The 20,427-nt window shown below is 53.6% G+C and carries 19 protein-coding genes; 15 read left to right on the plus strand and 4 right to left on the minus strand.

The window, feature by feature from the left end; genetic code table 11:
- Positions 1 to 13: 13 nt before the first annotated feature.
- A complete protein-coding gene (locus ACOTXF_RS04900) occupies positions 14 to 574 on the minus strand; it encodes a fimbrial protein (RefSeq protein ID WP_232927138.1) in 561 nt (186 codons plus the stop codon).
- 448 nt (positions 575 to 1,022) lie between these two features.
- Here ACOTXF_RS04900 and speB point away from each other — a divergent pair, with 448 nt between their 5' ends.
- Positions 1,023 to 1,943, plus strand: coding sequence for an agmatinase (gene speB / locus ACOTXF_RS04905; protein WP_008499737.1), 921 nt, complete (start codon positions 1,023 to 1,025; stop codon positions 1,941 to 1,943).
- Positions 1,944 to 1,994: 51 nt separating this feature from the next.
- On the opposite strand, the gene ACOTXF_RS04910 is transcribed toward speB, so the two are convergent.
- Complete coding sequence (locus tag ACOTXF_RS04910) at positions 1,995 to 3,263, minus strand: OprD family outer membrane porin (RefSeq protein WP_047745979.1); 1,269 nt, start codon at positions 3,261 to 3,263, stop codon at positions 1,995 to 1,997.
- A gap of 209 nt (positions 3,264 to 3,472) precedes the next feature.
- On the minus strand, positions 3,473 to 4,231 hold the full coding sequence (locus ACOTXF_RS04915; RefSeq protein WP_021242066.1) for a M48 family metallopeptidase: 759 nt from the start codon (positions 4,229 to 4,231) through the stop codon (positions 3,473 to 3,475).
- 272 nt (positions 4,232 to 4,503) lie between these two features.
- Between ACOTXF_RS04915 and tkt the strand changes: the two genes are divergently transcribed.
- From tkt to ACOTXF_RS04980, 13 genes are all read left to right on the plus strand, one after another.
- Positions 4,504 to 6,495, plus strand: coding sequence for a transketolase (gene tkt, locus ACOTXF_RS04920; RefSeq protein WP_021242065.1), 1,992 nt, complete (start codon positions 4,504 to 4,506; stop codon positions 6,493 to 6,495).
- Positions 6,496 to 6,808: 313 nt separating this feature from the next.
- Complete coding sequence (gene cmtB / locus ACOTXF_RS04925; RefSeq protein WP_047745980.1) at positions 6,809 to 7,252, plus strand: PTS mannitol transporter subunit IIA; 444 nt, start codon at positions 6,809 to 6,811, stop codon at positions 7,250 to 7,252.
- Positions 7,253 to 7,279: 27 nt separating this feature from the next.
- Positions 7,280 to 8,659, plus strand: a complete 1,380-nt coding sequence (locus ACOTXF_RS04930) for a PTS mannitol transporter subunit IICB (RefSeq protein ID WP_048957300.1) — start codon at positions 7,280 to 7,282, stop codon at positions 8,657 to 8,659.
- 23 nt (positions 8,660 to 8,682) lie between these two features.
- Positions 8,683 to 9,960: a zinc-binding dehydrogenase gene (locus ACOTXF_RS04935; RefSeq protein WP_232927141.1), complete on the plus strand. Its 1,278-nt coding sequence runs from the start codon at positions 8,683 to 8,685 to the stop codon at positions 9,958 to 9,960.
- On the plus strand, positions 9,957 to 10,928 hold the full coding sequence (glpX, locus tag ACOTXF_RS04940; RefSeq protein WP_232927144.1) for a class II fructose-bisphosphatase: 972 nt from the start codon (positions 9,957 to 9,959) through the stop codon (positions 10,926 to 10,928). Before ACOTXF_RS04935 ends, glpX begins: the two co-directional genes overlap by 4 nt.
- A gap of 15 nt (positions 10,929 to 10,943) precedes the next feature.
- Entirely contained in the window at positions 10,944 to 11,453 is a 510-nt protein-coding gene (locus ACOTXF_RS04945; RefSeq protein ID WP_047745984.1) for an MltR family transcriptional regulator, read from the plus strand.
- On the plus strand, positions 11,450 to 12,160 hold the full coding sequence (locus ACOTXF_RS04950) for a nucleoside/nucleotide kinase family protein (RefSeq protein WP_047745985.1): 711 nt from the start codon (positions 11,450 to 11,452) through the stop codon (positions 12,158 to 12,160). The genes ACOTXF_RS04945 and ACOTXF_RS04950 overlap by 4 nt, the downstream gene beginning before the upstream one ends.
- A 305-nt stretch (positions 12,161 to 12,465) precedes the next feature.
- The gene (gene epd, locus ACOTXF_RS04955; RefSeq protein ID WP_032675470.1) at positions 12,466 to 13,485 is read left to right on the plus strand and encodes an erythrose-4-phosphate dehydrogenase; all 1,020 of its coding nucleotides are present in this window, start codon (positions 12,466 to 12,468) and stop codon (positions 13,483 to 13,485) included.
- A 49-nt stretch (positions 13,486 to 13,534) separates the two neighbouring features.
- Positions 13,535 to 14,698, plus strand: a complete 1,164-nt coding sequence (gene pgk / locus ACOTXF_RS04960; RefSeq protein ID WP_008499732.1) for a phosphoglycerate kinase — start codon at positions 13,535 to 13,537, stop codon at positions 14,696 to 14,698.
- A gap of 92 nt (positions 14,699 to 14,790) precedes the next feature.
- Positions 14,791 to 15,870 (plus strand): class II fructose-bisphosphate aldolase, encoded by a 1,080-nt coding sequence (gene fbaA, locus ACOTXF_RS04965; RefSeq protein ID WP_008499731.1) that lies wholly within the window; start codon positions 14,791 to 14,793, stop codon positions 15,868 to 15,870.
- A gap of 186 nt (positions 15,871 to 16,056) precedes the next feature.
- Positions 16,057 to 16,911 (plus strand): small-conductance mechanosensitive channel MscS, encoded by an 855-nt coding sequence (gene mscS / locus ACOTXF_RS04970; protein ID WP_008499730.1) that lies wholly within the window; start codon positions 16,057 to 16,059, stop codon positions 16,909 to 16,911.
- A gap of 149 nt (positions 16,912 to 17,060) precedes the next feature.
- Positions 17,061 to 17,696: an arginine exporter ArgO gene (argO, locus tag ACOTXF_RS04975; RefSeq protein ID WP_021242063.1), complete on the plus strand. Its 636-nt coding sequence runs from the start codon at positions 17,061 to 17,063 to the stop codon at positions 17,694 to 17,696.
- Positions 17,697 to 17,788: 92 nt separating this feature from the next.
- Positions 17,789 to 18,520 (plus strand): oxidative stress defense protein, encoded by a 732-nt coding sequence (locus tag ACOTXF_RS04980; RefSeq protein WP_008499728.1) that lies wholly within the window; start codon positions 17,789 to 17,791, stop codon positions 18,518 to 18,520.
- Between the two features lie 43 nt (positions 18,521 to 18,563).
- Here ACOTXF_RS04980 and argP read toward each other — a convergent pair whose 3' ends face one another.
- On the minus strand, positions 18,564 to 19,457 hold the full coding sequence (gene argP, locus ACOTXF_RS04985; protein ID WP_008499727.1) for a DNA-binding transcriptional regulator ArgP: 894 nt from the start codon (positions 19,455 to 19,457) through the stop codon (positions 18,564 to 18,566).
- Between the two features lie 127 nt (positions 19,458 to 19,584).
- Here argP and rpiA point away from each other — a divergent pair, with 127 nt between their 5' ends.
- Positions 19,585 to 20,244, plus strand: coding sequence for a ribose-5-phosphate isomerase RpiA (gene rpiA, locus ACOTXF_RS04990; RefSeq protein WP_045351717.1), 660 nt, complete (start codon positions 19,585 to 19,587; stop codon positions 20,242 to 20,244).
- Positions 20,245 to 20,427 lie beyond the last annotated feature (183 nt).

A 20,427-nucleotide genomic window follows, 5' to 3' on the forward strand; every position in this document is an offset into this window, starting at 1 on the left:
CTGCTCAAAGGTCTTACTGGTACTTAATGGAATAAACGACGTCAGTGGTGACTTTACCGGCCGTTGCCGCACCGCCGGTGGCAACGTACTGCGCCCAGTAGTCGAAGCGAGCGGTATTACCCGAAATGACCGCTGTTTTCGGGTTATTGTTTGCGGTATTCAGATCCAAAACAGCTTTGCTGGAATCTAACAGACCGATTTCAACTTTATCGGCACCACCCGTGGTAACGGTGTTTTTCAGGTTACCGGTCGCGGTGTTGATATTGGTGCTCTGTGCCAGTTCGAAGAAGACGCTGGCGACTTTGTTGTTGGTGCAATTTGAGCCGCTCAGTTTAATGAAGAATGGCGTGTCTCCCGCGCGCTGACCCGCAGTGGCCAGCGCGGTGGTGCTGACGCTTGGCAGATGCACGGTGAAATCAGGAGAGGTGGATTCACCCTGTGCGTCACCGCCTGTAATAATACAGGTGGCGTCACTGATCGTTCCGTCAAAGGTAATTGTGCCATCTTCTGCCGCTGCTGCAGAACCCGCTCCCGCCAGAATGGTAAAAAGACCAATTTTTAAATATTTGTTCATAGATAATTCCATTTAGACATAAATTTTAATAAAGCGGCGGGATTGTAGGGAGTAAAAAAAGAGAAAACCACAGGATGAAACTAAATAAATTCCGAATTGAGACTGTCTCATGCTGTTTATGTATGTATGAATATGGTATGAGGTGTTTTTTTCTTTGAATTACAAGGGCGAAATAGATGGTGGGATGAATTGAATATTCACTTGGAAAATATGTGAATTGTAAAGATTATAATATTTTTATGGCTATGATTTTATTTGGTGAATAGGATGGGTTGTCTATATATGTTGTATTTATGAGTCGCTTGAATTTAATGGATTCAGGCGCTATTCTTAGCGCCATACAGCATTACGATATGAAACGATCCCTTCCTCGTCGGGCTTAACGACGCGGAAGGGATTTTTTTTCACCTTTAGCAACGATCGTCTATCTATGATACGAGGACAGGACATGAGCACTTTAGGTCATCAGTACGATAACTCTCTGGTATCTAACGCGTTTGGTTTTTTACGCCTTCCGATGAACTTCCAGCCGTACGACAGTGATGCGGACTGGGTGATCACCGGCGTGCCGTTCGACATGGCAACGTCAGGCCGTGCGGGTGGCCGTCATGGCCCGGCGGCGATCCGTCAGGTTTCCACTAACCTGGCCTGGGAGCACAACCGCTTCCCGTGGAACTTCGACATGCGCGAGCGTCTGAACGTGGTGGACTGCGGTGACCTGGTGTACGCCTTTGGCGACGCGCGTGAGATGAGCGAAAAGCTGCAGGCCCACGCCGAGAAGTTGCTGGCTGCCGGTAAGCGCATGCTCTCCTTCGGCGGCGACCACTTCGTGACCCTGCCGCTGCTGCGCGCCCACGCGAAGCACTTTGGTAAAATGGCGCTGGTGCACTTCGATGCCCACACCGACACCTACGCCAACGGCTGTGAGTTTGACCACGGCACCATGTTCTTCACCGCGCCGAACGAAGGTCTGATCGACCCGAACCACTCCGTGCAGATCGGTATTCGCACTGAATTCGACAAAGACAACGGCTTCACCGTGCTGGATGCGGGTCAGGTTAACGATCGCGGTGTTGATGACATCCTCGCGCAGGTGAAGCAGATCGTGGGTGATATGCCTGTGTATCTGACCTTCGACATCGACTGCCTGGATCCGGCATTTGCACCGGGTACCGGTACGCCGGTGATCGGCGGCCTGACCTCAGACCGTGCCATCAAGCTGGTGCGCGGCCTGAAGGATCTTAACATTGTCGGGATGGACGTGGTGGAAGTGGCGCCTGCGTATGACCAGTCCGAGATCACTGCGCTGGCCGCAGCGACCCTGGCACTGGAAATGCTCTACATCCAGGCAGCCAAAAAAGGCGAATAAGCCTCTTCTGGCGTAAAAAAAACCTCTCCCTGGAGAGGTTTTTTATTGCCTTTAAAACACGTTAAACGGGTATTCCACGTAAGCGCGGATCTCGTCCCCACCCACGTTATAATCGCTGGCGTTGCTGGAGACGCGCAGTACGGAATAGCGCAGTTTCAGTTTCAGATCCTTCGCCGGGCCATCCTGCACCTGGTACTGGATCTGATTAAACCACTCGTGCTCTTTGCCGTTGCTGGTTTCTGCGGTTTTGATGTTGTCCCCGCGCACGTAGGCGGTGGTCCAGCTCAGACCCGGCAGGCCAAGGCCACCAAAGTCCAGACCGTAGGATGCCTGCCAGGAACGTTCATCTTCGCCGTTAAAATCAGACCAGTAGGAGTTTGCCAGCCAGATGGTGTTACCGCCATCACCCACGCCGCCCTGGTCGCGGTAGCCGCCGTAGTTGTAGCCGGTGCTGCCGCTGCTCTGCTGGTACGCCACTTTGAACGTGTGAATATCCCAGATGTAGCTCGCCGCCAGGCTCCAGATAGCGTTGCTGCGGCCCGTGTCGAGGCTGTCCGCATAACTCTGGTCCAGACGGGAGTTATAACCGTTGAAGTCGAGCACCAGCTGCTGCCCGGTGCTGAACGGCTGTTTGAAGTTCAGGCCCAGATATTGCTTGTTCATCACCTCTTCATTGTGAGAGGCGTAAAGCGCGCCGCTGAACTGGTCGTTGAACTGGTAGCTCGCGCCGCCGAAGGAGAGGCTCTTCAGCCCGCTGTTGTGGCGGTCGTCACTTTTACGCTGCTCGTCCGTGAAATAACCGGCGTTGATTTCCAGACCATCGATCTCTTTTGAGGTCAGCATGGTGCCGGTATAGCTTTCAAACAGCAGGCGGGAGCTGTCGGCATTCACGATAGGCAATTCTGGTCGCTGATTCCCGTAGCTCAGTACGGTATTCGAGATGCGCATTTTGGCGGTTGCGCCAAACTTTGCCAGATCGGATTTTGCCCGGCCGTCGTCTTCCTGCTTAAAGAAGTCGATGCCGCCCGCGCCGCTCTTGCCGCGGCCGCCGTCCAGGCGCACGCCGTATTGAGCAATACCGTCCACACCAAAGCCAACCGGTCCTTCGGTATAGCCGGATGCAAACGTGGCGATGATCCCCTGACCCCATTCGGCTTTGTCCTGCTGGCCCTGATGATAATCACGGCTAATATACGCATTGCGTAAAAACAGGTCCAGATGGCTGTCGTCAATAAAACCCTGGCTGTCGGATTGCTGGCTTGCAGCGGCAGGTAATGCGGCAAATAAACTTAAAGCAATTAATGATAATTCTTTTTTCACGGAGGGAACGTCTCTGTCTGGATATATTAATTGAATAACTGCAGGGGGGATAATTACCGGAAAAAGTGACCTTTGCAATAATTATGTGACCAGGCGTTTCGATGTGACAGGGCAGATTTGGCGGGGCTTTCAGGGGTGTTATCGATACGTGCTGTTAAGTTAACAATTCATGCGAAATAAAAAGGAGGCAAAACTGCCTCCTTCTGAAATTATTTAATTCCGTCTGCGGCCATACGGTCGCGAATATGCTGTGCGCGTTCTTCTGAGGCAGGGTGATCGTCAAACATGGAGCTTTGACGTCCCGCTTCCAGCTTGGCCAGTTTTTCGAAGCTGGTGGCTAAACCGGATGGATTAATGCCGCGTTTGCGCAACAGATCATAGGAGTAGTCATCCGCTTCGGACTCCTGACGCTGGGAGAACTGAGAGTTCACCAGCTTTTCACCTACGTCGCCCAGCTGTGACTGCGACAGGCTGCCAACGATACCGCCTGCAGAGGCAGCCGCTGCGCGGATGGCATTGGTGCCCAGGGCTACCTGCATCCCTTTCTTCACGTGGCCCAGGGCAACGTGGCCCATTTCATGGCCGATAACCGCTTCAACTTCGTTGTCGGTCATCATGTCCATCAGCCCGCTGTAAACGCGGATACAGCCGTTTGCCATCGCGAAGGCGTTGACGTCTTTCGCCATGTACACCTTGTAGTTCACCGGCTGGCCATTGATGTTATCGCCCAGCGCGGAAGCAATCTTATTCAGACGCTGCGTGTAGGTACTGTTAGCCGGCGCAAGCGTGGCTTTTCCGTCCATATCTTTACAGGCCTGGTCGCTCAGCGCTTTTACCTGCGCATCGCTCAGGGAATAGGCCTGAAAGGCCTCTGCGCCTGAGGTCATCAGGCCGTTAGAATCCATATTCTGACAGCCGCTCAGCAGGAGCGTTGTACCCAGGGCCAGCACTATTGCACGCATTTTCATGAGGTTGCTTCCGTACTCGTTAATCTGAATAAAATCCGAAAAGTGCACCGTCAGCGAAGCCGGTGTCGGGCTAAGTATAAGGAATATCTACAGGGCCGGGCGAGCAGATTGCGCAACATGCGAGCATGATCCAGAGATTTCTTAAGCTGCAAAAGAATGGTCCATGTACATGGCATGCCGCTTGGGTTACATTGTTGGCACTTTTTTCCGGCGTAGCCCAAAACGCGCTGTCGTCAAGGGCATGGCCTTTAACAGTCCGATCTGGAGTTAAAATGTCCTCACGTAAAGAGCTTGCTAATGCTATTCGTGCGCTGAGCATGGACGCAGTACAGAAAGCCAAATCCGGCCACCCAGGGGCCCCTATGGGTATGGCTGATATCGCCGAAGTCCTGTGGCGCGATTTCCTGAACCACAACCCGCAGAACCCGTCATGGGCTGACCGCGACCGTTTCGTACTGTCTAACGGCCACGGCTCTATGCTGATCTATAGCCTGCTGCACCTCACCGGCTACGATCTGCCTATCGAAGAGCTGAAAAACTTCCGTCAGCTGCACTCCAAAACTCCAGGTCACCCGGAAGTGGGCTACACCGCTGGCGTAGAAACCACCACCGGCCCGCTGGGTCAGGGTATTGCTAACGCTGTGGGTATGGCGATCGCTGAGAAGACCCTGGCGGCGCAATTCAACCGTCCTGGCCACGACATCGTTGACCACTTCACCTACGCGTTCATGGGCGACGGCTGCATGATGGAAGGCATTTCTCACGAAGTGTGCTCCCTGGCAGGTACCCTGAAGCTGGGTAAACTGGTTGCGTTCTATGACGACAACGGTATCTCCATCGACGGTCACGTTGAAGGCTGGTTCACTGACGACACCGCTGCACGTTTCGAAGCTTACGGCTGGCACGTTGTGCGTGGCGTTGATGGTCATGATGCTGACTCGATTAAACGTGCAGTAGAAGAAGCGCGCGCTGTGACGGACAAACCGTCCCTGCTGATGTGCAAAACCATCATCGGCTTCGGTTCCCCGAACAAAGCGGGTACGCACGACTCCCACGGCGCGCCGCTGGGCGACGCAGAAATTGCACTGACCCGCGAAGCGCTGGGTTGGAAATACCCTGCATTCGAAATCCCATCTGAGATCTATGCTCAGTGGGATGCAAAAGAAGTAGGCCAGGCGAAAGAAGCGGCGTGGAACGAGAAGTTCGCGGCTTACGCGAAAGCCTTCCCGCAGGAAGCGGCTGAATTCACCCGTCGTATGAAAGGTGACATGCCGTCTGACTTCGACGCGAAAGCGAACGAGTTCATCGCTAAGCTGCAGGCGAACCCGTCTAAAATTGCGAGCCGTAAAGCGTCTCAGAATGCCATTGAAGCGTTTGGTCCTCTGCTGCCTGAGTTCCTCGGCGGCTCCGCTGACCTGGCGCCATCTAACCTGACCCTGTGGTCCGGTTCTAAGCCAATCAACGAAGACACTGCCGGTAACTACATCCATTACGGTGTACGTGAATTCGGTATGACTGCGATTGCTAACGGTATCTCCCTGCACGGTGGTTTCCTGCCGTACACCTCTACCTTCCTGATGTTCGTCGAATATGCGCGTAACGCCGTGCGTATGGCGGCGCTGATGAAACAGCGTCAGGTGATGGTTTACACCCACGACTCCATCGGTCTGGGCGAAGACGGTCCAACTCACCAGCCGGTAGAGCAGGTGGCTTCCCTGCGCGTGACCCCGAACATGAGCACATGGCGTCCGTGTGACCAGGTGGAATCCGCGGTAGCGTGGAAATACGGCGTTGAGCGTCAGGACGGTCCTACCGCGCTGATCCTCTCCCGTCAGAACCTGGCACAGCAGGAGCGTACGCCAGAGCAGCTGGCGAACATCGCTCGCGGTGGTTACGTGCTGAAAGATTGCGCGGGCCAGCCAGAGCTGATCTTCATCGCTACCGGTTCTGAAGTTGAGCTGGCCGTTGCTGCATGGGAAAAACTGACTGCCGAAGGCGTGAAGGCGCGCGTGGTTTCCATGCCGTCTACCGACGCGTTCGACAAGCAGGATGCCGCTTACCGTGAATCCGTACTGCCTAAAGCGGTTTCCGCGCGTGTGGCAGTGGAAGCGGGTATCGCTGACTACTGGTTCAAATATGTGGGCCTGAACGGCGCTATCGTCGGTATGACCACCTTCGGTGAATCTGCTCCGGCAGAACTGCTGTTCGAAGAGTTCGGCTTCACCGTTGAGAACGTGGTCGCTAAGGCGAAAGAACTGCTGTAATTCTCCCTGTGAGGCAAAACGGGTCGCTCAGGCGGCCCGTTTTATTTCCTGTGACTTATTTTATAATTAACAATGGTTATTTGGTGATTTTTATCACAAATATGAAATGTTGATAAATGTGTGATTTGCAAGCCACATCACAAATATAGGATTGCTTTTTATTTTTCTGTCGATAACGAATTGTTTTTCTTCGTTTTAATAAAACGCAGCGTAACACCGTTGCTATTTTCTCCCCGTTTGATTTCATTCCACCGCAGGCGTATTTTTATTTTTAGCGATACGCTGCACCCTTAAAATACAATAAGGATTATATATGCGGTTGATTGATTATTTCCCTGAATCCTCTATCTCAGTAAAACCGGCAGCAAAGAACTGGCAGGAAGCCATTGATTTTTCCATGTCGTCTTTGCTGCAAAATCATTATATTAATGCTGCTTATATTGAGGCGATTAAAACCTCTACGGTCACGAATGGTCCCTATTATATTCTCGCTCCGGGTGTGGCAATGCCTCATGCCCGTCCGGAGTGCGGTGCGTTAAAAACAGGTATGTCATTAACGCTTCTTAAACAGGAAGTGCAGTTTACCGAAGTAGATGAACCTGTAAAATTACTCATTGGTTTATCGGCTGCGGATGCGGATTCACATATCGGCGCTATTCAGGCATTAAGCGAATTATTATGTGAAGAAGAAATGTTGTCAGCGTTGTTAACCGCTAAGTCAGAAAAACAGTTGGCGGATATCATCGCTCGCGCATAATTATTCTTTCCTTTACAGGACATTATTATGGAACACAAGTCTGCTCGTGCGAAGGTCCAGGCTTTTGGGGGCTTTTTGACTGCGATGGTCATCCCGAATATTGGTGCTTTTATTGCCTGGGGATTTATTACCGCATTATTTATTCCAACCGGATGGATGCCAAATGAGCATTTCGCCAAAATTGTCGGTCCGATGATCACTTACTTACTGCCGGTGATGATTGGATCTACCGGCGGACACCTGGTTGGTGGCAAACGTGGCGCAGTGATGGGGGGGATCGGCACTATCGGCGTGATTATCGGCGCGGATATTCCTATGTTCCTCGGTTCAATGATCATGGGACCACTCGGCGGTCTGGTGATTAAGCACATCGACCGACTGCTGGATAAGCGCATTCCGGCGGGGTTTGAGATGGTCATCAATAACTTCTCGCTGGGCATCGCGGGCATGATCCTCTGCCTGCTGGGGTTTGAAGTCATAGGCCCTGCGGTGTCGATTGCGAATAACTTTATTAAAGGGTGTATCGAATCACTGGTACATGCGGGCTATTTGCCGCTGCTGTCATTGATTAACGAGCCGGCAAAAATTCTGTTTCTGAATAACGCCATCGATCAGGGCGTTTATTATCCCCTGGGAATGCAGCAGGCTTCCGAGACGGGTAAGTCCATCTTCTTTATGGTGGCCTCCAACCCGGGGCCGGGTTTGGGCCTGTTGCTGGCTTTTGCGTTTTTCGGCAAAGGGATGGCGAAGAAGTCTGCGCCCGGCGCGATGATCATCCACTTCCTGGGCGGCATTCATGAGCTCTATTTCCCTTACGTACTGATGAAACCGTTGACGCTGATTGCGATGATTGCTGGCGGCATGAGTGGTACGTGGGTATTTAACCTGTTAGGCGGTGGGTTGGTGGCTGGCCCAAGTCCGGGCTCGATTTTCGCCTACCTCGCGTTAACGCCTAAAGGCGCTTTCCTCGCCACGATCGCTGGCGTAACGGCAGGCACGCTAGTCACCTTTGCTATCGCCTCTTTTATCCTAAAAATGGATAAGAATAACGAAGCTGGAACAGAAGATACGTTCGGTGATTCTGCCAAAGCCGTAAAAGCCATGAAGCAGGAAGGCAAGTTTTCTTATCGGGATATTAAGCGTATCGCTTTTGTCTGCGATGCCGGAATGGGTTCCAGCGCGATGGGCGCAACGACTTTCCGTAAACGTCTGGAAAAAGCCGGGCGAGATATAGAAGTAAAACATTACGCCATCGAAAATGTGCCTGACGACGCGGACATTGTTGTTACCCATGCCAGCCTGGAGGGACGCGCTAAACGAGTCAGTGATAAACCGTTAGTGTTGATAAAAAACTATCTTGGCGATCCGCAGCTTGACGAATTATTTAAGCATTTAACGACGAATTAATCTATCTGATTTCTGGAGTCAATATGAAAACGAAAGTGGCTGCCATTTATGGCAAGCAGGATGTTCGTATCCGTGAATTTGAACTGCCCGAAATAAGTGACAATGAACTCCTGGTTAGCGTAATTTCCGACAGCGTCTGTTTATCCACCTGGAAGGCGGCGAAATTAGGCAGTGAACATAAACGTGTGCCGGGCGATCTGGAAAACCATCCGGTCATTACTGGACACGAATGCGCCGGGGTGATTGTTGAGGTCGGAAAAAATCTAACCGATAAATATAAAAAAGGTCAGCGCTTTGTATTACAACCGGCAATGGGATTGCCTAGTGGTTATTCTGCTGGCTACAGCTATGAATATTTTGGCGGCAATGCGACGTATATGATTATTCCTGAAGTTGCGATTAATCTGGGCTGCGTTTTGCCTTATCACGGTTCTTATTTTGCGGCGGCTTCGCTGGCGGAACCCATGTGCTGCATTATCGGCGCATATAACGCCAATTATCATACGACGCAATATGTTTATGAACACCGGATGGGAGTGAAGCCGGGGGGGAATATTGCGCTTCTGGCCTGCGCCGGGCCGATGGGGATTGGTGCGATTGATTATGCGATTAACGGCGGTATTCAGCCGTCGCGCGTTGTGGTGGTGGATATTGATAACGCGCGACTCGCGCAGGCGAAAAAATTGCTGCCCGTTGAGCTGGCGGCACAAAAGGGCATTGAACTTATCTATGTCAATACCGCCGAAATGGAGGCGCCTGCCGCTGCGTTACGTGCAATGACGGACAATGTCGGCTTTGACGACGTGTTTGTCTATGCCGCGGTTCCGGCGGTCATAGAGCTGGCGGACGACCTGCTCGCCGAAGATGGGTGTCTGAATTTCTTCGCCGGGCCCACGGACAGCAATTTCAAGGTGCCGTTTAATTTTTACAATGTTCATTACAACAGTACGCATGTGGTAGGCACCTCCGGCGGCTCGACGGAGGACATGAAAGAGGTAATTGCGCTGAGCGCGACGGGCCAGCTTCAGCCGTCGTTTATGGTGACCCACATCGGCGGCCTTGATGCTGTGCCGCATACGGTGCTCAATCTGCCGGACATTCCGGGTGGCAAAAAGCTTATCTATAACGGCGTCACCATGCCGTTAACGGCCATTGCCGATTTTGCTGAAAAGGGCAAAACCGACCCGCTGTTCCGGGAACTGGCAAGGCTGGTGGAAGAGACGCATGGCATCTGGAATGAAAAAGCAGAACGCTATCTGCTGGCGCAGTTTGGTGTGGATATTGGGGAGGCTGCGGCATGATGTCTCTGGCATGGCCGCTTTTTCGCGTGACGGAACGGGCGGCGATGGCCGCCTGGCCGCAAACCGGGTGCGGCGATAAAAATCGGATCGACGGGCTGGCAGTAACCGCCATGCGCGGGGCGCTAAATGATATAGCGATTCGTGGGCGGATCGTCATTGGCGAAGGTGAGATCGACCATGCGCCAATGCTGTGGATTGGTGAGGAGGTCGGAAGCGGCGCTGGCCCGGCGGTGGATATTGCTGTCGATCCCATTGAGGGGACCCGCATGGTGGCGATGGGACAAAGCAATGCGCTGGCCGTAATGGCGTTCGCGCCGGAGGGCAGCCTGTTTCATGCGCCTGATATGTATATGAAGAAATTGGTGGTTAACGCGGCGGCGGCGGGGGCGATCAGCCTTGAGCTCACGCTGGCGGAAAACCTTCGTAACGTTGCCCGGACGCTGGGCAAGTCGCTTGAGCATCTGCGGATGGTGACGCTGGACAAGCCGCGCCTGCAAGATGCAATTGCCGAGGCGACACGGCTGGGCGTGAAAGTGTTTGCGCTGCCCGATGGTGACGTCGCTGCAAGCGTACTGACCTGCTTACCGGATAATCCCTATGACCTGATGTACACCATAGGTGGCGCGCCGGAAGGGGTGATCTCCGCCTGCGCGGTGAAAGCGCTGGGCGGCGATATGCAGGCGGAGCTTATTGATTTTTGTGCAGCAAAAGGGGAGAGCCCTGAGAACTGTTCGATCGCCATGCATGAGCACCGTCGATGTGCAGAAATGGGCGTGGAGATCAATCGCATCTATACCCTCAACGAACTGGTGGAGGGCAATGACATCCTGTTCAGCGCGACGGGCGTAACGGGTGGCGATCTGGTCAAAGGTATTCAACAGGTTGCGAAGGGTGTGCGCACGCAAACTTTACTGATCGGCGGCGCAGATCGAACGTGTAATATAATAGACTCTCTGCATTCATGGTGATTTATCGGGATACCAATGACGACGCTGACAGAAGACGATGTGCTTGAGCAATTGGATGCTCAGAACAACCTCCTGGCATTTATGACGACGGCACACTCTTTTTTGCTCCAGGGCATTAAATGTTTTCTGCCGTCGCTGTTTGTCGATAACGATGAAGAGATCGTGGAATATGCAGTGAAGCCGTTACTTGCCCGGAGTGGGCCGCTTGATGACATCGACGTGGCGTTACGCCTGATCTATGCGCTGGGGAAAATGGAAAAATGGCTCTATGCCGACATTACGCATTTTTCCCAGTTTTTTCAGTATCTGAAGGAGCAGGATACGATCCCTGGCTTCGCCGATGACATCACCTGGGATTTTATCAGTAATGTTAATTGCATCACCCGTAACGCGACGTTATTCGGCGCGCTGGAGTCGATGAAATTTGCTGATTTTGCCGCATGGTCTGAGGTTCGGTTTACCGCAATGATCAAAACGGCGCTCACCCTGGCGGTAACGACAATTTTAAAGGAACTTACGCCGTGAAAATTGGGTTAACGGTTAACGGGCTTCATGTAGAAGCACACTATCCTGACGACGAAATCGAAAATGTTCATAAACCTTTGCTGCGCCAACTGGCGAAACGGCATTTCGCCAGCGCCAGCAGACGTACGATTGTTTTTCTCAGCGCGCCGCCCGGGACGGGCAAATCCACGCTGACCGCCTTCTGGGAATACCTCTCGCGTCAGACGGAGGGAATGCCGCCCATCCAGACGTTGCCGATGGATGGATTTCATCACTACAACGTGTGGCTTGAGGCCCATAACCTGCGTGCGTACAAAGGTGCGCCGGAGACCTTTGATGTCGACAGGCTTGCACAACACCTGCGGCAGATCAAAGAGGGCGACGGTACCTGGCCGCAGTATGACCGACAAACGCACGATCCTGTCGAAGAGGCGATTGTGGTAACGGCGCCTGTCGTGATTGTTGAAGGTAACTGGTTGCTGCTTGATGACGAACGATGGCAGGCGCTGATGGAATACTGCGATTTTTCAGTGTTTATTCGCGCGCCCGCCGAAGCGTTACGTACGCGCCTCGTGGGGCGTAAGCTGGCCGGGGGACTCTCTCAGGCCGACGCTGAGGCGTTTTATGCGCGCACCGATGGGCCAAACGTGGAACGTGTTTTGCGTCATAGCCGTCCTGCCAATGTGGAACTGATGATGTCGGCAAGTGGCGAATACCGCCTCGTCTGATCGTGCGCGACACTCACGGATCGGTGTCTTCGGTGCGTCGTTCCACCCGCCGCGTTTTAACGTGGCGGGTACGAAAGCGATTATTCCGGAAAAATGTGATGGAGATCAGATAAAATCGCTCTTAATCTGGACAGACATTCCTTTTATTCCCCGATTCGCTTATTCTTGCTGAAGCGTTTCAGTCGATTAAATGTTCGACAAATGACCAATCAATCGCAGTTTGTGACAGCAAGGATTCCCCTTCGGGCGTAGCTGGATTACTCTTTCAGCCACCTCAAACTCAGGGATTGCTTTGCAGGAGATCTATGACCGTACGCGTAGCGATTAACGGCTTCGGTCGCATCGGGCGTAATGTGGTTCGTGCTTTGTATGAATCCGGACGTCGGGCGGAAATGACCGTGGTGGCAATCAATGAACTGGCGGATGCTGCGGGCATGGCGCATTTGTTGAAGTATGACACCAGCCACGGACGCTTTGCCTGGGATGTGCGCCAGGAAAGAGATCAGCTTTTTGTGGGTGATGACGCTATTCGTGTGCTGCATGAGAACAGCATCTCCGGGCTACCCTGGCGTGAACTGGGTGTGGATGTGGTGCTTGACTGTACCGGTGTGTATGGCAATCGCGAACATGGCGAAGCGCATCTCTCTGCAGGTGCGAAAAAAGTCCTGTTTTCTCATCCCGGCAGTAACGACCTCGACGCGACCGTCGTGTTTGGCGTCAACCAGCATGAGCTGCAAGCCGAACATCGCATTGTTTCCAACGCCTCCTGTACCACCAACTGCATTATTCCGGTCATCAAACTGTTAGACGATGCGTATGGCATTGAGTCCGGCACCGTGACCACGATTCACTCCGCCATGCACGATCAACAGGTCATTGACGCTTACCACCCGGATTTACGGCGCACGCGTGCAGCGAGCCAGTCAATCATTCCGGTGGATACAAAGCTGGCTGCAGGGATCACGCGAATTTTTCCGCAGTTCAACGATCGTTTTGAGGCGATTGCCGTGCGCGTCCCGACGATCAACGTCACCGCGATCGACCTTAGCGTGACGGTGAAAAAACCGGTAAAAGCCTGTGAAGTCAACCTGTTGCTGCAAAAAGCGGCACAGGGGGCATTTCATGGTATAGTTGACTATACGGAATTACCGTTGGTCTCAGTAGATTTTAACCACGACCCGCACAGCGCCATCGTCGATGGCACGCAAACGAGGGTCAGTGGCGCACACCTTATCAAGACGCTGGTCTGGTGTGATAACGAATGGGGCTTTGCTAACCGAATGCTCGACACCACGTTAGCAATGGCTGCTCAAGGTTTCAGGTAAGGCGCATCGTGCGTCTGCAAAACTTTAAGAATCAACGAGAGGATTCACCATGTCTGTAATTAAGATGACCGATCTGGATCTGGCTGGTAAACGCGTTTTCATCCGTGCCGATCTGAACGTACCGGTTAAAGATGGCAAAGTGACCAGCGACGCGCGTATCCGTGCATCTCTGCCAACCATTGAGCTGGCTCTGAAGCAGGGCGCGAAAGTGATGGTCACCTCCCACCTGGGTCGTCCAACTGAAGGCGAGTACAACGAAGAGTTCTCTCTGCTGCCAGTGGTTAATTACCTGAAAGACAAACTGTCCAACCCGGTTCGCCTGGTGAAAGATTACCTGGACGGCGTTGACGTTGCAGCCGGTGAACTGGTTGTGCTGGAAAACGTTCGCTTTAACAAAGGCGAGAAGAAAGACGACGAAACCCTGTCCAAAAAATACGCTGCGCTGTGCGACGTATTCGTGATGGATGCATTCGGTACGGCTCACCGTGCTCAGGCGTCTACCCATGGTATCGGTAAATTCGCAGACGTAGCGTGTGCCGGTCCTCTGCTGGCTGACGAACTGGAAGCGCTGGGTAAAGCACTGAAAGAGCCTGCTCGTCCGATGGTCGCTATCGTTGGTGGTTCTAAAGTTTCTACCAAACTGACCGTTCTGGATTCTCTGTCTAAAATCGCTGACCAGCTGATCGTTGGCGGTGGTATCGCGAACACCTTCGTTGCCGCTCAGGGCCACAACGTCGGTAAATCCCTGTACGAAGCAGACCTGGTTGACGAAGCCAAACGCCTGCTGGGTACCTGTGATATCCCGGTTCCAACTGACGTTCGCGTCGCGACCGAGTTCTCCGAAACCGCAACCGCGACCCTGAAATCTGTAAACGACATCAAAGACGAAGAGCAGATTCTGGACCTGGGCGACGTTTCTGCACAGAAACTGGCTGAAATCCTCAAAAACGCAAAAACTATCCTGTGGAACGGTCCTGTTGGCGTGTTCGAATTCCCGAACTTCCGCAAAGGGACTGAAATCGTGGCTAACGCAATCGCAGACAGCGAAGCGTTCTCTATCGCAGGCGGTGGTGACACCCTGGCAGCAATCGACCTGTTCGGTATCGCTGACAAGATCTCCTACATCTCCACTGGTGGCGGCGCATTCCTCGAATTCGTGGAAGGCAAAGTACTGCCAGCAGTAGCAATGCTCGAAGAGCGCGCTAAGAAGTAAGCCATTCAAGGGCAGGGAAACCTGCCCAATTTTCAGCGCGCTTTTAAGAGCTCGCACCTTTTCTAACGGCCGAAGATACAGGACTAAGCAACATGTCTAAAATTTTTGATTTCGTAAAACCTGGCGTTATCACTGGTGATGACGTACAGAAAGTGTTCCAGGTAGCTAAAGAAAACAACTTCGCTCTGCCAGCAGTTAACTGCGTGGGTACCGACTCCATCAACGCCGTACTGGAAACTGCTGCTAAAGTTAAAGCTCCAGTTATCGTTCAGTTCTCTAACGGCGGCGCTGCGTTCATCGCAGGTAAAGGCGTGAAAACTGACATTCCTCAGGGTGCTGCAATCCTGGGTGCTATCTCTGGTGCGCACCACGTACACCAGATGGCTGAGCACTACGGTGTTCCAGTTATCCTGCACACTGACCACTGCGCGAAGAAACTGCTGCCGTGGATCGACGGTCTGCTGGACGCGGGTGAAAAACACTTCGCGGCAACCGGTAAGCCACTGTTCTCTTCTCACATGATCGACCTGTCTGAAGAGTCACTGCACGAAAACATCGAAATCTGCTCTAAGTACCTGGCGCGCATGGCCAAAATGGACATGACCCTGGAAATCGAACTGGGTTGCACCGGCGGTGAAGAAGACGGCGTGGACAACAGCCACATGGACGCTTCTGCACTGTACACCCAGCCAGAAGACGTTGATTACGCTTACACCGAGCTGAGCAAAATCAGCCCACGCTTCACCATTGCAGCGTCCTTCGGTAACGTACACGGCGTTTACAAACCAGGTAACGTGGTTCTGACCCCAACCATCCTGCGTGATTCTCAGGAATACGTTTCCAAGAAACACAACCTGCCGCACAACAGCCTGAACTTCGTCTTCCACGGCGGTTCCGGTTCTTCTGCTCAGGAAATCAAAGACTCCGTAAGCTACGGCGTTGTGAAAATGAACATCGACACCGACACCCAGTGGGCAACCTGGGACGGTATCCTGCAGTACTACAAAGCGAACGAAGCTTACCTGCAGGGCCAGCTGGGCAACCCGAAAGGCGAAGACCAGCCGAACAAGAAATACTACGATCCACGCGTATGGCTGCGCGCAGCGCAGACGTCCATGGTGACCCGTCTGGAGCAGGCTTTCAAAGAACTGAACGCGATCGACGTTCTGTAATTTGAGCTGCTAACAGCATCAGAAGGCCCGCAAAAGCGGGCCTTTTTTTATGCTTTTTCAATACCCTGCCAGCCCTGTTTTTGTGATCTGTTTGGCAAAGCCGGTGCTTTTTGTTTACCCTTTACTGACCTGCCTGTCTCCATGGGGGATGGATTTTGTGTTTTGGTTTAACAAAAGGAAGAATAAATGGAACAACTCGATGTTGTAGACAGCATCAATAACGCCGGTAACTGGCTGGTGCGCAACCAGGCCCTGCTGCTGAGCTATGCCGTGAACATCGTCGCGGCGATTGCCATCATCATCGTCGGGATGATCGTGGCGCGTATTGTCTCGAATACGGTTAACCGCGTAATGCTGGCCCGTCACATTGACGCCACGGTGGCAGACTTCCTCTCCGCACTGGTGCGCTACGGCATTATCGCCTTCACGCTGATTGCCGCGCTGGGCCGTGTGGGGGTGCAAACCGCCTCCGTCATTGCCGTTCTCGGTGCCGCCGGTCTGGCCATTGGTCTGGCACTGCAGGGCTCGCTTTCAAACCTGGCGGCAGGCGTGCTGCTGGTGACCTTCCGTCCGTTCCGCTCCGGCGAATACGTTGACCTTGGCGGCATTGCCGGAACCGTGCTGCAGGTGCAGATTTTCTCAACGACTATGCGTACCGTCGATGGCCGCATCGTGGTCGTGCCGAACGGGAAAATTATCGCGGGCAACATCATCAACTTCTCCCGTGAGCCGGTGCGTCGTAACGAACTGATTATCAGCGTGGCATACGACTCCGACATCGATCAGGTGAAGTCGCTGATTACCAACATCATTGCTTCTGACGATCGCATTCTGAAAGACAAAGAGCAGACGGTTCGCCTGAATGAACTCGGCGCTTCCTCCATTAACTTTGTGGTGCGTATCTGGAGCAAAAGCAGCGATCTGCAAAACGTATACTGGGACGTGCTGGAACGCATTAAGCGCGACTTCGACGCCAACGGCATCAGTTTCCCGTATCCGCAGATGGACGTGAATCTTAAACGCGAGAAAGCCGCCGAGTAATCCCCCGACGTTGTAGGCCCGGTAAGCGCTAGCGCCACCGGGCTTTACCTTCATAAGCTCCGCTAATACCCAATTAATATTATCCATTTCATCTAATGTAGTTCGCGCAGTATAGTCAGCTTCCAGAACAACACTGCGAGAAAATCATCATGCTATCTTATTATTTTCAAGGGCTTGCCTTAGGTGCAGCCATGATCCTTCCCCTCGGCCCGCAAAATGCGTTCGTGATGAATCAGGGCATCCGCCGCCAGTACCATCTGATGATTGCCCTGCTGTGCGCGGTAAGCGATTTGCTGCTGATCTGTGCCGGGATTTTTGGCGGCAGCGCGCTGCTGATGCAGTCTCCGTGGCTGCTGGCGCTGGTCACCTGGGGCGGCGTGGCGTTTCTGCTCTGGTACGGATTCGGCGCGCTGAAAACGGCAATGAGCAGCAACCTCGAACTGGCGAGCGCGGAGGTCATGAAGCAGGGGCGCTGGAAGATTATCGTCACCATGCTGGCGGTGACCTGGCTTAACCCGCATGTGTATCTCGACACCTTCGTCGTGCTGGGCAGCCTGGGCGGTCAACTGGACGTTGAGCCGAAACGCTGGTTTGCGCTCGGTACGGTCAGCGCCTCTTTCCTGTGGTTCTTCGGTCTCGCCATTCTGGCGGCATGGCTGGCACCCCGCCTGCGTACGGCTAAAGCCCAGCGCATCATTAATACCCTGGTCGGCCTGGTGATGTGGTTTATCGCTTTCCAGCTGGCGAAAGAGGGGATTCATCATGTCCAGGAATTGTTCAACTAATCCTTGTCTTATGGACAACTGAATAAGACCCGCTAAGCTTGCTGGCATGCGCCCTGTTATTGGGGCACTCTTCGCAACATGGAGGAATGACAGTGAAGTTTAAAGTGATGGCCCTGGCGGCATTAGTGAGTTTCGGTGCGGTGTCGGTGCAGGCAAGCGAATTGCCGGATGGCCCGCACATCGTCACGTCAGGCACCGCAAGCGTGGACGCGGTACCCGATGTTGCAACCCTGGCAATTGAGGTGAATGTGGCGGCGAAAGATGCAGCGACGGCCAAGAAGCAGGCTGACGATCGCGTTGCGCAATACCTCTCTTTCCTCGAGCAGAACGGTGTCGGTAAAAAAGATATCAACTCTGCGAACCTGCGTACTCAACCCGATTACGACTACCAGAATGGCAAAAGCATCCTGAAAGGCTACCGTGCGGTGCGTACCGTTGAAGTGACCGTGCGTCAGCTGGATAAGCTTAACTCGCTGCTGGACGGTGCGCTGAAGGCGGGCCTGAACGAGATCCGTTCCGTGTCGCTGGGCGTTGCGCAACCGGAGAAGTACAAAGACGAAGCGCGTAAAGCGGCGATCGATGATGCCATTCACCAGGCGGAACAGTTGGCTTCTGGCTTTAAGAGCAAGCTCGGTCCGGTTTACAGCGTGCGTTACCACGTCTCTAACTACCAGCCAAGCCCAATGGTTCGTATGATGAAGGCTGACGCAGCGCCGGTATCCGCTCAGGAAACTTACGAGCAGCCGACAATCCAGTTCGACGATCAGGTGGATGTGGTGTTCCAGCTTGAACCTGTTGCAGCACAGCCGAAACCGGCTCAGTAATCTGTAGGCCGGGTAAGGCGTGGCCGCCACCCGGCTTTTCTTTTTAATCCTGTCTCAATACCTTATGCCCGTACGCCAGCAGCGCGTCAGTGACGTTGCGCATCATGCGGCTTTCCGGCGCAAAACGGTGCCAGTAGAGCATCCGACGCTGATACAGCCCCGGCGTTAAGTCAATCAGCTCACCGCTTTTCAACTCTTTCTCAATCTGCAGGTGCGGGATCATGCAGCAGGTGGTGCCCTGGCGCGCAAGTTGCACGAAGGCTTCTGACGAGTTCACGATATGGCACGGCACGCTGCCCGGCGGCAGGTCGAAGTTTTGCTGCAGGAACGCCTGATGCATATCGTCCAGATGGTCGAAGGCCACGGCAGGGGCTTTCAGCAGCGCCGCGCGGGTGACGCCGTTGGGGAAGTAGCGTTCCGCAAAGGCTTTTGAACCCACAAACAGGTAGTCCAGGGCGCCTAACTGATCGACAAGGCAGCTTGGCAGCGCCTGAGGCTGAATACTGACCGCTCCAACCACTTCACCGCGACGCAGGCGCTCCTGGGTGCGGGTTTCGTCTTCAACCTGCAAATTCAGGCGGATAGGGGAGTCCGCGAGGACCGGCGCCAGGGCCGGCAGCAGCCAGGTTGCCAGACTGTCGGCGTTGACCGCCAGAGAGAGCAGCAGCGGCGTAGAGCCCGTTTGTTCGTCACCCAGCCACTCGTCTTCCAGCAGTTCAACCTGACGCAGCAGAGCGAGGAGCTTTTGCCCTTGCTCTGTTGGACGTGGCGGCACGGTACGCACCAGCAGCGGCTGGCCGAACATGTTTTCAAGCTGTTTGATACGCTGAGAGACGGCGGACTGCGTGATGCAAAGCTTTTGCGCCGCGCGCTCAAAGCCTCGTTCACGAATAACTGCATCAAGTGCCTGTAGTGTTCTGTAGTCCGGACGTTTCATTGCTCTGGCTGGCTCCTTAATTTTGCTTATTCTGCACTATGACACAATTTTCCCTTTGTGGCAGACGAATTCCATTCGACGTGTTCTATAATGCGCCCTGAGTTTTCACACCACAGGCAAAACGATCATGACGCAGGATGAACTGAAAAAAGCAGTAGGATGGGCCGCTCTCCAGTACGTACAGCCGGGTACCATTGTCGGTGTCGGTACGGGATCAACCGCGGCACACTTTATCGATGCGCTGGGCACGATGAAGGGGCAGATCGAGGGCGCGGTTTCCAGCTCTGATGCTTCCACGGAAAAGCTGAAAAGCCTCGGCATTACCGTTTTCGATCTTAACGAAGTGGATCGTCTGGGGATTTACGTTGATGGCGCGGATGAAATCAACGGCCACATGCAGATGATCAAAGGCGGCGGCGCGGCGCTGACGCGCGAAAAAATCATCGCCTCCGTTGCGGACAAGTTTATCTGCATCGCCGACGCCTCCAAGCAGGTGGACATTCTGGGTAATTTCCCGCTGCCGGTTGAAGTGATCCCGATGGCCCGCAGCGCGGTTGCCCGTCAGCTGGTCAAGCTGGGCGGTCGTCCGGAATATCGTCAGGGCGTAGTGACCGACAACGGCAACGTAATCCTCGACGTTCACGGTCTGGAAATTCTTGACGCGATTGCGCTGGAAAACGCCATCAACGGCATTCCAGGCGTAGTGACCGTAGGGCTATTCGCCAACCGTGGCGCGGATGTGGCGCTGATCGGCACCGCTGAGGGCGTGAAAACCATCGTAAAATGATCTGACGGGGGGAGTCCTCCCCCCGCTAAAAAATTTTTGAAACGCTAAATTCGGTGACTTGTGTCACGTTTTTATGGCTCTTTTGCCGATCCTTCCGCGTTTGTAAATTTCCATAGCATTTTCCTCTGCCATTTTGCGCTGTATGACTTTCCTTCAGCGTGCCGACGCAAACGTTCATATTGC

It is taken from the genome of Enterobacter cloacae complex sp. IR53041, from assembly GCF_049238285.1.
GTDB classification, from domain to species: domain Bacteria; phylum Pseudomonadota; class Gammaproteobacteria; order Enterobacterales; family Enterobacteriaceae; genus Enterobacter; species Enterobacter roggenkampii.

Bases quoted from the DNA above. Each gene is read 5' to 3' on its own strand.
- ACOTXF_RS04935 (WP_232927141.1), top strand. From the start codon at position 8,683: ATGAAAACGAAAGTGGCTGCCATTTATGGCAAGCAGGATGTTCGTATC.
- tkt (WP_021242065.1), top strand. From the start codon at position 4,504: ATGTCCTCACGTAAAGAGCTTGCTAATGCTATTCGTGCGCTGAGCATG.
- rpiA (WP_045351717.1), top strand. From the start codon at position 19,585: ATGACGCAGGATGAACTGAAAAAAGCAGTAGGATGGGCCGCTCTCCAG.
- fbaA (WP_008499731.1), top strand. From the start codon at position 14,791: ATGTCTAAAATTTTTGATTTCGTAAAACCTGGCGTTATCACTGGTGAT.
- argP (WP_008499727.1), bottom strand. From the start codon at position 19,457: ATGAAACGTCCGGACTACAGAACACTACAGGCACTTGATGCAGTTATT.
- ACOTXF_RS04945 (WP_047745984.1), top strand. From the start codon at position 10,944: ATGACGACGCTGACAGAAGACGATGTGCTTGAGCAATTGGATGCTCAG.
- ACOTXF_RS04915 (WP_021242066.1), bottom strand. From the start codon at position 4,231: ATGAAAATGCGTGCAATAGTGCTGGCCCTGGGTACAACGCTCCTGCTG.
- ACOTXF_RS04900 (WP_232927138.1), bottom strand. From the start codon at position 574: ATGAACAAATATTTAAAAATTGGTCTTTTTACCATTCTGGCGGGAGCG.
- mscS (WP_008499730.1), top strand. From the start codon at position 16,057: ATGGAACAACTCGATGTTGTAGACAGCATCAATAACGCCGGTAACTGG.
- speB (WP_008499737.1), top strand. From the start codon at position 1,023: ATGAGCACTTTAGGTCATCAGTACGATAACTCTCTGGTATCTAACGCG.
- pgk (WP_008499732.1), top strand. From the start codon at position 13,535: ATGTCTGTAATTAAGATGACCGATCTGGATCTGGCTGGTAAACGCGTT.
- argO (WP_021242063.1), top strand. From the start codon at position 17,061: ATGCTATCTTATTATTTTCAAGGGCTTGCCTTAGGTGCAGCCATGATC.
- ACOTXF_RS04930 (WP_048957300.1), top strand. From the start codon at position 7,280: ATGGAACACAAGTCTGCTCGTGCGAAGGTCCAGGCTTTTGGGGGCTTT.
- glpX (WP_232927144.1), top strand. From the start codon at position 9,957: ATGATGTCTCTGGCATGGCCGCTTTTTCGCGTGACGGAACGGGCGGCG.
- cmtB (WP_047745980.1), top strand. From the start codon at position 6,809: ATGCGGTTGATTGATTATTTCCCTGAATCCTCTATCTCAGTAAAACCG.
- epd (WP_032675470.1), top strand. From the start codon at position 12,466: ATGACCGTACGCGTAGCGATTAACGGCTTCGGTCGCATCGGGCGTAAT.